This window comes from Acinetobacter sp. YT-02, from assembly GCF_002412355.1.
In the GTDB taxonomy this organism is placed as follows: domain Bacteria; phylum Pseudomonadota; class Gammaproteobacteria; order Pseudomonadales; family Moraxellaceae; genus Acinetobacter; species Acinetobacter towneri.
Map to the genome: position 1 here is coordinate 121,540 of NZ_NOZT01000001.1, position 12,526 is coordinate 134,065.

General features: G+C 40.8%; 12 protein-coding genes. 11 read left to right on the plus strand and 1 reads right to left on the minus strand.

What is annotated here, in order from left to right:
* Positions 1-100: 100 nt before the first annotated feature.
* The 11 genes from ppsA (at position 101) to dnaB (ending at position 11,671) form a co-directional block, all read left to right on the plus strand.
* Entirely contained in the window at positions 101-2,479 is a 2,379-nt protein-coding gene (gene ppsA, locus CF596_RS00570; RefSeq protein ID WP_096900903.1) for a phosphoenolpyruvate synthase, read from the plus strand.
* Between the two features lie 74 nt (positions 2,480-2,553).
* The gene (locus CF596_RS00575; protein WP_004973172.1) at positions 2,554-3,351 is read left to right on the plus strand and encodes an RDD family protein; all 798 of its coding nucleotides are present in this window, start codon (positions 2,554-2,556) and stop codon (positions 3,349-3,351) included.
* A 302-nt stretch (positions 3,352-3,653) separates the two neighbouring features.
* A complete protein-coding gene (gene cyoA / locus CF596_RS00580; RefSeq protein ID WP_004973169.1) occupies positions 3,654-4,727 on the plus strand; it encodes a ubiquinol oxidase subunit II in 1,074 nt (357 codons plus the stop codon).
* Positions 4,728-4,730: 3 nt separating this feature from the next.
* A complete protein-coding gene (cyoB, locus tag CF596_RS00585; RefSeq protein ID WP_096900904.1) occupies positions 4,731-6,719 on the plus strand; it encodes a cytochrome o ubiquinol oxidase subunit I in 1,989 nt (662 codons plus the stop codon).
* A 3-nt stretch (positions 6,720-6,722) separates the two neighbouring features.
* Complete coding sequence (cyoC, locus tag CF596_RS00590; protein ID WP_096900905.1) at positions 6,723-7,340, plus strand: cytochrome o ubiquinol oxidase subunit III; 618 nt, start codon at positions 6,723-6,725, stop codon at positions 7,338-7,340.
* The gene (locus CF596_RS00595) at positions 7,340-7,666 is read left to right on the plus strand and encodes a cytochrome o ubiquinol oxidase subunit IV (RefSeq protein WP_004973158.1); all 327 of its coding nucleotides are present in this window, start codon (positions 7,340-7,342) and stop codon (positions 7,664-7,666) included. The genes cyoC and CF596_RS00595 overlap by 1 nt, the downstream gene beginning before the upstream one ends.
* Before the next feature lie 10 nt (positions 7,667-7,676).
* Positions 7,677-8,555 (plus strand): heme o synthase, encoded by an 879-nt coding sequence (gene cyoE, locus CF596_RS00600; protein WP_096900906.1) that lies wholly within the window; start codon positions 7,677-7,679, stop codon positions 8,553-8,555.
* Between the two features lie 353 nt (positions 8,556-8,908).
* Positions 8,909-9,298 carry a 30S ribosomal protein S6 gene (gene rpsF, locus CF596_RS00605; protein WP_004973153.1) on the plus strand — a complete coding sequence of 130 codons (390 nt, stop codon included), beginning with the start codon at positions 8,909-8,911 and terminating at the stop codon, positions 9,296-9,298.
* An 11-nt stretch (positions 9,299-9,309) separates the two neighbouring features.
* Entirely contained in the window at positions 9,310-9,537 is a 228-nt protein-coding gene (gene rpsR, locus CF596_RS00610; RefSeq protein WP_004719336.1) for a 30S ribosomal protein S18, read from the plus strand.
* Between the two features lie 9 nt (positions 9,538-9,546).
* On the plus strand, positions 9,547-9,993 hold the full coding sequence (rplI, locus tag CF596_RS00615; protein WP_004973150.1) for a 50S ribosomal protein L9: 447 nt from the start codon (positions 9,547-9,549) through the stop codon (positions 9,991-9,993).
* A 232-nt stretch (positions 9,994-10,225) separates the two neighbouring features.
* Positions 10,226-11,671: a replicative DNA helicase gene (dnaB, locus tag CF596_RS00620; protein ID WP_004973149.1), complete on the plus strand. Its 1,446-nt coding sequence runs from the start codon at positions 10,226-10,228 to the stop codon at positions 11,669-11,671.
* Positions 11,672-11,692: 21 nt separating this feature from the next.
* On the opposite strand, the gene CF596_RS00625 is transcribed toward dnaB, so the two are convergent.
* Positions 11,693-12,259 carry a hypothetical protein gene (locus tag CF596_RS00625; protein WP_026438364.1) on the minus strand — a complete coding sequence of 189 codons (567 nt, stop codon included), beginning with the start codon at positions 12,257-12,259 and terminating at the stop codon, positions 11,693-11,695.
* Between the last annotated feature and the right edge of the window lie 267 nt (positions 12,260-12,526).

Below are 12,526 nucleotides of genomic sequence, written 5' to 3' on the forward strand. Positions count from 1 at the left end.
TCTTACATGACTGTCGCTTAGTAAAACCAAATTGCTAAGTAGATTTATTATAATTTCATGACAAGATAGTGATTAATACTGCAAAAGTGGAGTAACAACTTTGGAAGCGCGCGTAATTGGTCTGGAAAAATTAGGGAAACACGATGTTGAGCTCGTGGGTGGGAAAAACTCATCTTTGGGCGAAATGATCAGCCACTTATCTAATGCTGGTGTATCGGTACCAGGTGGCTTTGCAACAACAGCTGCTGCTTATCGTGAATTTCTCGAGCAAAGTGGCCTAAACGCTAAAATTCAAGCAGAGCTAAAAACACTCAATGTAGATGACGTGAATGCGCTTGCTGAAACTGGTGCAAAAATTCGTCAATGGATTGTCGACACTCCGCTTACTGCATCACTAGAACAAGAAATCCGAGTTGCTTTTGAAGCACTCTCTAACGGCAACCCAAACATCGCGGTTGCCGTTCGTTCATCTGCAACTGCAGAAGATCTACCAGACGCATCTTTCGCAGGTCAGCAAGAAACATTCCTAAACATCCGTGGCATTGACAACGTATTAATTGCCATTAAAGAAGTTTTTGCATCTTTGTACAACGACCGCGCGATTTCTTACCGTGTACACCAAAACTTTGACCACGATGTCGTTGCTTTGTCTGCAGGCGTACAACGTATGGTACGTTCAGAAACTGGCGCTGCTGGTGTAATGTTTACCCTAGATACAGAATCTGGTTTCCGTGATGCTGTATTCATTACTGCTTCTTATGGTTTGGGTGAAATGGTGGTTCAGGGTGCAGTTAACCCAGATGAATTCTATATTTCTAAGCCTTTATTAAAAGCAGGCAAACACTCAGTTTTACGTCGTAACCTTGGCTCTAAACACCAAAAAATGATTTATGGTGAAGAAGGCGCGGCTGGTAAATCTGTAGTTGTGGTCGATGTTGAAAAACAAGATCGCCAACAGTTCTCTTTAAATGATCACGAACTACAAGAATTAGCGAAACAAGCGTTAATTATTGAAGAACATTATCAAGCGCCTATGGATATTGAATGGGCAAAAGATGGTGATGACGGTCAAATCTACATCGTTCAAGCACGTCCTGAAACTGTAAAAAGCCGTGAAAACATCGGTACTATGGAACGCTACCTATTGAAACAAAAAGGTACGGTCATTTGTGAAGGTCGTTCAATTGGTCAGCGTATCGGTTCTGGTAGAGTCCGCGTTGTAACGTCTATTAAAGAAATGGACAAAGTTCAGGAAGGTGACGTTCTTGTTTCAGACATGACTGATCCAGACTGGGAACCAGTGATGAAACGTGCTGCTGCAATTGTCACTAACCGCGGTGGTCGTACTTGTCACGCTGCAATTATTGCCCGTGAATTAGGCGTACCTGCAATTGTAGGTTGTGGTAATGCAACTGAAGTTTTGACTGATGGTCAGGAAGTTACAGTTTCTTGCGCCGAAGGCGACACAGGTTTCATTTATGAAGGTGCTTTAGATTTTGAAGTTCAAAAGAACTCAATCGAATCTATGCCTAAACTTCCGTTCAAAATCATGATGAACGTTGGTAACCCAGACCGCGCATTTGACTTTGCTCAAATTCCAAACGAAGGGATTGGTCTTGCACGTTTAGAATTCATCATCAACCGTATGATTGGTGTGCATCCTAAAGCATTGCTTAATATTGACAGCTTACCACGTGAAACACGTGCAGCAGTTATGGCGCGTACTGCGGGCTATTCATCGCCAATCGAATTCTATGTAGAAAAATTGGTTGAAGGTATTTCTACCCTTGCTGCTGCATTCGCTGACAAACCAGTGATTGTGCGTATGTCTGACTTCAAATCAAACGAATACGCAAACTTAATTGGTGGTAAGTTATATGAGCCAGAAGAAGAAAACCCAATGTTGGGCTTCCGTGGTGCAAGTCGTTATGTGTCTGACAATTTCCGTGACTGCTTCGAGCTTGAATGTCGTGCCTTGAAAAAAGTACGTGACGAAATGGGCTTAACCAACGTACAAATTATGATTCCATTTGTACGTACCGTTGCTGAAGCAAAACGTGTGATCGAATTGCTTGCGCTGAATGGTTTAAAACGTGGTGAAAATGGTCTGAAAGTGATCATGATGTGTGAATTACCAACCAACGCATTGTTGGCTGAACAATTCCTTGAGCATTTCGATGGTTTCTCTATCGGCTCAAATGACTTAACTCAGTTAACACTTGGTTTAGACCGTGACTCAGGCATTGTTTCTCACCTGTTCGATGAACGTGACCCTGCAGTGAAAGCATTACTTTCTATGGCAATTCACGCATGCCGTAAAGCAGGTAAATATGTCGGTATCTGTGGTCAAGGCCCTTCAGATCACCCTGACCTTGCACGTTGGTTAATGGAACAAGGTATTGAATCTGTATCTTTAAACCCAGACTCAGTTTTAGACACTTGGTTCTTCCTTTCTGAAGAAAAAGCTCAACAAGCGTAGTAAAACGTGTTAAAAGAAAACCCATGCACCTGCGTGGGTTTTTTTTCAAATTCATTTTTTGAGATTTTATATTTATGCAAATTTACTTGGCACGAAATAATCAACAAGCTGGGCCATACACCTTAGAGCAGCTCAACCAAATGCTCGCCAGCCAACAAGTGTTGCTGACAGATTTGGCTTGGCACCAAGGCATGAGCGAATGGAAAGCTTTAGGTGAACTCACCCAAGGTAAACTTGTATATGAACCACAAGGCTACGTCAGCACACCACCTGCCCCTGAACATTCACCTTTTCAAAATACAGATTACACGGCTACAAACACATCACGACCAAGCTCAGCATCATCAAATTCAAGAACACAGGCAACAAAAAATGAATTGGCGAGCATTAACCAACGTGCTTTAGCCAAAATTATAGACATGTTGTTATGGTTGCCTGCAGCAGCACTTCCCTCTTTTTTCTTAAATGCGGACCAGTTTGAACAATTGTCTGGTTTACAACAAAAAATGCAGGCAGCGACAACGTCTGATCAAGCCATGCAATTGCAAACTGAACTCTTTCAGCTCATTCCAATGCAAGCTTGGCAAGCGGTGGCAATTTATTTATTGATTATGCTGGGCATACAAGCCTTCCTGCTGGCTAAAACTGGACAAAGTATTGGCAAACGTCTGACTAAAATTAAGATTGTCGATGCTGAAACCGATGAAAAAGTCAGCCTAATGCGTGTGTTTACTATTCGCTCTATCATTTTCATTATTTTGAATATGATGTTTATGCCCTTCATCACAATTTTAGATTATGGCTTTGCATTTGGTGCAAAACGACAGGCTTTGCACGATAAACTCGCCAAAACCAAAGTCGTAAAGCAATAATTTGATTTTATTTATTCAGGGATGATTGATCATCCCTTTTTTCTTATAATATTGATAAATATAAATAAATTAAAATTAACACAAATACTTCCGAGTATAAAAATTGGTTTTCATTCCCTCCACTTAAAGCCGCTTTATGTGTAGCTTAGTTTGTCGATATCAGGCATAATGCCCTACAACGTAGCGGTGTCCGATGATTAAGAAGACTTTTTCATCTTTTTTGATGTCTTTTTAATCATGCGACACTTTAATCGCTATCCCATATTAAATTAGGGAATGGGACTCTTCACCGAGGTTGTAAAATGAGACAAACGATTTTAGCTGTATTGTCTTTATCTACGATGGCTGCACTCTTAACTGGGTGTGGCGGTGATTTAGTACTTCTGAACTCAAAAGGTCCAGTTGCAGCAGGTCAAAGTAACCTGATGATGACTGCGATTTACCTAATGCTATTGGTGGTTATTCCATCTGCAATTATGGCATTGTGGTTCGGTTGGAAATATCGCGCATCGAATAAAGACGCAGACTATCAACCAACATGGTCACACTCTACTGCAATTGAAATTGTAGTATGGGGTATACCTGTTATTATTATTTGTATTTTAGCTTGGTTAACTTGGTGGGGTTCCCACAAGTACGACCCTTACCGTCCGCTAGAATCCGAAAAAGCTCCTTTAACTGTTCAAGTTATTGCTGAACAATTTAAATGGATCTTCATCTACCCAGAACAGAACATTGCTACTGTTAACGAATTACGCTTCCCAGAGCAAACGCCTGTAAGCTTACGTTTAACATCTAACTTCACAATGAACTCGTTCTTTATCCCTGCATTATCTGGTCAGATTTATGCAATGGCGGGTATGCAAACTCACTTGAACGTTTTAGCAGACAACACGGGCGAATTCCGTGGTTTCTCATCTAACTACTCAGGTTATGGTTTCTCGCAAATGCGCTTTAAAGCTCACTCTGTAACTCAAGCTGATTTTGAGCAATGGGTAACAGCTGTTAAAGCAGGTCAAGGTACGACTATCAATCCTCAAGCTGTTCAAAAAACAGTTTTAGATCAAGCTGAATTTGCTTCTTTACGTGACGGTAACCGTTCACAGAAACAAATTGATGCAATGGTTCGTAACGCCAAAACTGAATTAGAGAAAAAACTTGCTGCAACGGCTTTAAAAGAAGGTCCATATAAGACTCAGCCACATCCTGTGACTTATTACTCTTCTGTTGAGCAAGGCTTGTTTGAATCAGTGATCAATAACTATATGAGTAACTACCATGGTGCTGACCATTCAGCTCCTGTAGTGGCTGGTGAAGCGCCTGCTTCTGAAACTCATGTAGCAGTTGAACATGCGACTGCTTCTCAAGGGGAATAAGACATGAGCTTATTAGGTAAGTTAGGTCCAGATGCAATTCCTTACGATCCAATCGTATTGGTAACTGTTGCAGCGATGATCTTAGGTGGTCTTGCAGCGATTGCTGGTATTACCTACTTCAAAAAATGGGGCTACTTGTGGAACGAATGGTTCACATCTGTAGACCATAAAAAAATTGGTATCATGTATATCTTTGTATCTGTAGTCATGTTACTTCGTGGCTTCGCAGATGCGATCATGATGCGTCTTCAACAGTTCCTTGCAAAAGGTGGTGGTGAAGGCTATTTACACCCAGAACACTATGACCAGATTTTCACCGCACACGGTGTAATCATGATCTTCTTCGTGGCAATGGGTCTTGTTGTTGGCTTAATGAACATCTCTGTACCATTACAGATTGGTGCTCGTGACGTAGCCTTCCCGTTATTAAACTCTTTAAGCTTCTGGTTATTCGCTGGTGCTGCAGGTTTAATGATGGTTTCACTTGCATTAGGTGAATTCGCTGCTACAGGTTGGATGGCTTATCCTCCTCTATCTGGTATCGAATACTCTCCAGGTGTTGGTGTTGACTACTATATTTGGGCACTTCAGGTTTCTGGTCTAGGTACGCTTCTTACTGGTGTTAACTTCTTCGTTACCATCATCAAAATGCGTGCGCCTGGCATGAAACTTATGGACATGCCTGTTTTCACTTGGACAACATTAGTTACTGCGGTACTTATCATTGCAACATTCCCAGTTTTAACTGCGACAATTGCAATGTTAACGCTTGACCGTTACTTCGGTTTCCACTTCTTTACGAACGACATGGGTGGTAGCCCAATGTTGTATGTAAACTTGATTTGGACATGGGGTCACCCAGAAGTTTATATCTTAGTATTACCAGCATTTGGTATTTACTCAGAAGTAACTGCGACTTTTGCTCGCAAAACGTTGTTCGGTTACAAATCAATGGTGTACGCAACTGTTGCAATTGGTGTGTTATCACTCGTTGTATGGGTTCACCACTTCTTTACCATGGGTGCAGGTGCCAACGTTAACGCGTTCTTCGGTATCATGACCATGATTATTGCGATTCCTACTGGTGTGAAAATCTTCTCTTGGTTATTCACCATGTACAAGGGTCGTATTACCTACACTACCCCAATGCTTTGGACACTTGGCTTCCTTGTGACTTTCGGTATCGGTGGTTTAACAGGTGTATTAATGGCAGTTCCACCAGCGGACTTCCTTGTACACAACTCTTTATTCCTAATTGCTCACTTCCATAACGTAATTATTGGTGGTGTAGTATTCGCGATGTTCGCAGGTATCATTTACTACTGGCCAAAAATGTTTGGTTGGAGACTCAATGAAACTTGGGGTAAAGCAGCATTCTGGTTCTGGTTCTTCGGTTTCTACTTTGCATTCATGCCACTTTATATCCTTGGTTTCATGGGTATGACTCGTCGTTTGAATACTTATGACAACCCTGAATGGGATCCATACTTGGCAATTGCGTTCTTCGGTTCTGTGTTAATTGCTATTGGTCTATTCTGCTTCGTTATGCAGATTGTGGTTGGCTTCCTACAACGCAACCAACGCTTAGACCTTACTGGAGATCCATGGGATGGCCGTACGCTTGAGTGGGCTACTTCTTCTCCAGCACCGTTCTATAACTTTGCTCACCTTCCAAAGATCAATGGTATTGATACTTTCTGGACTGACAAAGAAAATGGTGTTGCATACGCTCGTCCAACGAAGTATGAAGATGTCCATATGCCAACTAACCGTGCAGCTGGCTTCATAATTGCAATGTTTATTACAACTATGGGCTTCGCATTAATCTGGCATATTTGGTGGCTAGCAATCGTTACGTTCATTGCGGCAATCATCAGCTTCATCGTGAGTTCTTTCACGAAGAAAGTGGACTACTATGTTCCTGCTGCTGAAGTTGAGCGTATTGAAAACGAACGCTATGCGATCCTTGAAAAACACTTGAAGAAGGACTAAGACATGGCTGAAGTACTTCATCACGACAACCACGGACATGATGATCATCACCACGATGATACGGACATCACCGTCTTTGGTTTCTGGACCTACTTGATGAGTGACCTTGTAATTTTCGGTACACTCTTCATCGCGTTCGCTGTATTAAGTAGCCACGTTCCAGTAGGCACTCCAACAGCTAAAGATTTGTTTGGCGAGTCATTAGGCTTCGTTTTAACAGAAACTTTTGCCCTGTTGATTTCTTCTGTAACTTTCGGTTTTGCCGTTTTAGCTGCTTACAAGAAAGATGTTGCTAAAGTTCTAACTTGGTTAGGCGTGACTTGGGTTTTCGGTGCGATCTTTATTGGTATGGAACTTTATGAGTTCAACCATTTAGTTCACGCTGGACATGGTCCAAGTACGAGTGCGTTCTTATCTGCGTTCTTTACTTTGGTTGGTACGCACGGTATTCACGTAACTTCAGGTTTAGTTTGGATGATCGTGTTAATGGTTCAAATCAAGAAATATGGTTTGACTATTCCGAACATGCGTCGTTTAGCTTGCCTAAGCTTGTTCTGGCACTTCCTTGACATCGTTTGGATCTGTGTATTCAGCGTAGTTTACTTGATGGGAGTTCTCTAATGAGTCACGATCACAACTCTGCTGGTGCATCACACGGTAACACTAAGCAATATACGATTGGCTTTATCCTTTCTGTTATCCTTACCATTATTCCTTTTGGTATGGTTATGGCAGGTGGTTTTGGCCGTGGTATTTTGATTACTGTTATTTCGATTACAGCAGTTGCTCAGATTCTTATTCAATTAATTTATTTCTTGCATATGAATTCTTCTTCAGAGCAACGTTGGAACGTGATTGCATTCGTGTATACCATTCTGACCATTGCCATCCTTTTGGTTGGTTCTGTATGGATCATGAACTACCTACACTACAACATGATGATCTAAACTGGTTGTCATGCTGAAAAAGTATTTATTCCTGACAAAGCCAGGAATTCTCTTTGGTAATTTTATTACCACTTTGGGTGGCTACTTTGTAGCTGCCCAAGGTTCTGTAGATTTCCTTCTCCTACTGCTTACTCTGCTTGGTACAACGCTTGTTGTCGCCTCAGGATGTGTGGTCAACAATATTATTGACCAAGACATCGACCAAAAAATGCAACGCACACAAAACCGTGCTTTAGTGAAAAAAACTGTTTCTGTTCCTATTGCGCTGATTTATTCAGTGGTATTGGGCATAATTGGTTTTAGCATTTTATGGTTTGGAGTTAACGCATACGCTTTTCTTTTTGCACTGATTGGTTTCGTGGTTTATGTCGGCTTTTACAGTCTATGGACCAAACGCACAACAATTCATCAAACCATTATTGGCAGTATTTCAGGCGCAAGCCCACCTGTCATTGGTTATACCGCTGTTGCAAATCAATTTGACTTAGCTGCACTACTTATCTTTTTAGGTTATGCACTTTGGCAAATGCCCCACTCTTGGGCGATTGCAATTTACCGTTTTGATGATTACAAAAATGCGGGGATTCCAATTTTGCCAGTTGCTCGTTCAATTTTACGAACGAAAATTGAATCACTAATTTATGTGGTGTTATTTACCGTTGCCATGAATGGACTGTTTGTATTTGGTTATGCAAACTGGCTATATCTGGTTATTTTGAATGCACTTTGTATTTATTGGTTCTATATTGGCGTCATTGGCTTCAAAGCAGAAAATGATCAATTATGGGCAAAACGCTTTTTCCTATTTTCGGTTATTTTAATTACTGTTGTGAGTTTATGTTTTAGCTTTACAGCAACCGCACCAAGCATGCAAATCATACTTTTTTAAAAGATAGAGTTTAGCTCTATCTTTTAATGGAGTGCCTACCCTCTCCACACTTCAATATTTAAATAATAACAATTAACTGTCTTTGAATTATTCGTCCTTAATAATTTTTGCATTAAACACTCTAAAAGTTAGTGACATACAAATACAAAGCATAAAATTTAAATTCCAATCATAGATGCAAAATTTTACATTCCCTTTTTACCCAAGCCGATCTTTTCTTAGACCAAGCCTTGAATTTACTTGGTAAAAGCTCTAAAATTCACGCTTCGCAATTTTGCGACACAACTTCGGTTGTGACTCCTTGCTTCTGGCTCAATTTAGTCAGGGGCTGCATAAACCGTAAGGAGCTGACAATGCGTCACTACGAAATCGTACTTTTGGTACACCCAGACCAAAGCGATCAAGTTGTGGGTATGGTAGAACGTTACCTAACTCACATCAAAGAAGCTGAAGGTCAAATTCACCGTTTAGAAGATTGGGGCCGTCGTCAATTGGCTTACCCAATTAACAAAATTCACAAAGCGCACTACATTCTTATGAACGTTGAATGTGGTCAAACTACGCTTGACGAGTTAGAAGAATTGTTCCGTTATAACGACGCGATCCTTCGTAGCTTGATCATCCGTCGTGAAAACGCTATCACTGAAGAGTCATTATTGGCTAAGAGTGCTGAAGAAAAACGTGCGCGTAAAGCTCAACGTGAAGAAGCACAACACGCTAACCAAGACTCTGCTGAAGCTTAAGGAGAACATCAATGGCACGTTTTTACCGTCGTCGCAAGTTCTGCCGCTTTACAGCTGAGAACGTTACGTACATCGACTACAAAGATATCGATACACTAAAACAGTACATCACTGAAAATGGCAAGATTGTTCCTAGCCGTATTACAGGTACTAAAGCTCGTTACCAACGTCAATTAGCGCTTGCTATTAAACAAGCTCGCTACTTAGCGTTGATCCCTTACACTGACAATCATAAGTGAGGTTGAGCTGTGGATATTATCTTATTACAACGCATTAAGAACCTTGGTAAATTAGGCGATAAAGTTTCAGTTAAAGCTGGTTACGGCCGTAACTACTTGATCCCTCAAGGTAAAGCAGTTGCTGCAACTGAAGCAAACACTGCTGCATTTGAAGCTCGTCGTGCTGAACTTGAGAAGCAAGAAGCTGAAATTTTAGCTGCTGCTCAAGCACGTGCTGACCAATTGAACGAAGTTAACATCGTAATCACTGCTAAAGCTGGTGATGAAGGTAAACTTTTCGGTTCTATCGGTACTCGTGACATCGCTGACGCGTTAACGAATGCTGGTCTTGAAGTTGACCGTGCAGAAGTTCGTTTACCAAACGGTGCGCTTCGTCACACTGGTGAATTCAACATCGCAATCCAATTGCACCATGATGTTGTTGCTGAAGTTCTCGTTACTATCGTATCTGAGTAATTTGCTGCAAAAGAAAAGAGCATGCCTAATCGCATGCTCTTTTTTTGTCTTTAGAATATACGATTAGTACAATTTTCCTAAATCGTCCTGCACGCTTTGACTTATCCTTCGCCAAAATCTACTCGCTTTTTTTTCTAGAGGGCGTATCATCGGGAAGTGGAAAGAATATGAGTTTCAAATTCTATCCCCGTGCATTATTCAGCATTTACTGTTTTAAAAATCAGGGATTTATATGTCACAGGCGACTGCTAGCGCAAAGCAACATACTGCAAAGTCTGATCTAAAACCAAATGAGAACAGCCCGCTTAAAGAGTTTCGTACCCCACCGCATAACTTAGCCATCGAACAAGCTGTTTTGGCTGCGTTAATGACTGTGGCCGAATCTTTTGAACAAGTGGGTGATGTGCTACAAGAATCTGATTTTTACGCGACACGCCACAAATATATTTTCCGCGCCATTGATTCTTTGTCTAAAGAAAACTCACCTTATGATGCCGTATTGGTGAATGACTGGCTGATTAAACAAAATTTACTTGAAGCTGCAGGCGGGGAAGAATACTTAATGCAGCTCATGGCAGACTCGCCTTCTAGTTTTTATAACCTAGAAACCTATGCCACGAAAATTAAAGAATTCTCGACCCTCAGAAACATGATTAAAGTCAGTTCTGAAATTTTACAAAATGCCTATGACACCAAAGGTCGTAGCGTAAGTGAAATTTTAGACTTGGCCGAAACCAATATTTTCCAAATTGCCGAACAACATAATAACAATGCCAAAGCACAAGGCCCAAAAGCCATTTCGAGCGTGGTTGCCGATGTATTCGACAAACTTGATGAACTTTCTAAAATGGAAGGTAACATCACAGGCTTAACCACAGGCTTTGTGGAGTTAGATAATAAAACTTCGGGCATGCAAGCGGGTGACTTGATTATTGTCGCTGCGCGTCCATCTATGGGTAAAACCACCTTTGCCATGAACTTGGTCGAAAGTGTTTTGTTTAACAATGATTTGCCTGCCCTTGTCTACTCTATGGAAATGCCTGCAGACTCAATCGCAATGCGTTTAATTTCTGCATACGGCAAAGTGCATCAAGGGAATTTACGTTCAGGTAAACTCAGTGGCGATGAATGGTCAAAAGTCACAGGCACGATTTTACAACTGCAAGAAAAGCATTTGTATATTGATGACTCATCTGCCCTGCCGCCTACGGAAGTACGTGCACGTGCGCGACGCATTGCCAAACAACATGGCGGTAAAATTGGCTGTATCATGGTCGATTATTTGCAGTTAATGAAAGTCCCAGGCATGGGCGATAACCGTGTCGGCGAAATCTCAGAAATTTCACGTAGCTTAAAAGCCTTGGCCAAAGAGATGAACTGCCCTGTGATTGCTTTGTCACAGCTCAACCGCTCATTAGAGAACCGACCTAATAAACGCCCTGTGATGTCTGACTTGCGTGAATCTGGTGCAATTGAGCAGGATGCGGATTTAATCATGTTTATTTACCGCGACGAAGTTTACAATAAAGAATCTAAAGAAGCAGGTACTGCCGAAATTATTATTGGTAAACAGCGTAACGGCCCAATTGGTACGGTACGTCTTGCTTTTGAAGGGCAATATACGCGTTTTAGTAACTTATCTCCTGAGTATTATGCTCAGTATGATGATGAAGAGTAATGCTTGCATTGCTCTTTTTTATTAAAACCATGTTTTAATCTGACTTATTAACTTTGCCCACCATAGTTTCCAACTTGAGAGTAAATTATAATCTTGACTATTTTCTTCCATTTCAAGTGATGGAAATGCTTTATTTAATTGCTTGCATGTCGGATACTTTTGTTGCAGTTGCGCCAAATAATGTGTCTGATCATAGTCTATAAAACCATCTAAAATCCCAACCTCTGATCTATCGACTGTAGAACAATTTGAGGTCTGCTTATTCCAAGCTAAAAATGGGACAATCGGTTTAGATAAAACAAGCTGGTCATTCTTACAGTTTAATGTTGCAAATGAAACTACTTGATATTGCTGGGGTTTAGCACCATCTGGTGCATAAGCTAAACCAATAATTAATTGGTTTTTAGCTGTACTTTTACCTGAAAATCCACTGTACCATTGAGTAGGCTTTTTATATTTAACCTCATCTAGTATTGAGCGAAAAATAAATTGACCTGAACTGAGTTCAAAAATGAAGTCTGAACTCTCCTGTACTGCCAGTGAACCTTGGTAACGGGCAATAAAAACGTCATTGGGTGAATGTGGCATACAAGCCATAACTGACTGACAAAAAAATAAAGTACTCCATCCCAGATAACAAAATATTTTCATCATTTATTCAACATATCCAAGTTTAAAATGCATTGTTTAATCTCTCTTTGAGTTCATTTAAATTACGAACCCACTCTCCACAATCTTCTGAGTCTTGCCATAACTCGTACAGTTCAGAATTTTCCTAAGTGAGAGCATCTAACGCCATAATAGCTTTTAGAACGCATAGTTTTATATGAAAAATAAAGCCTGAAACTTTTACAA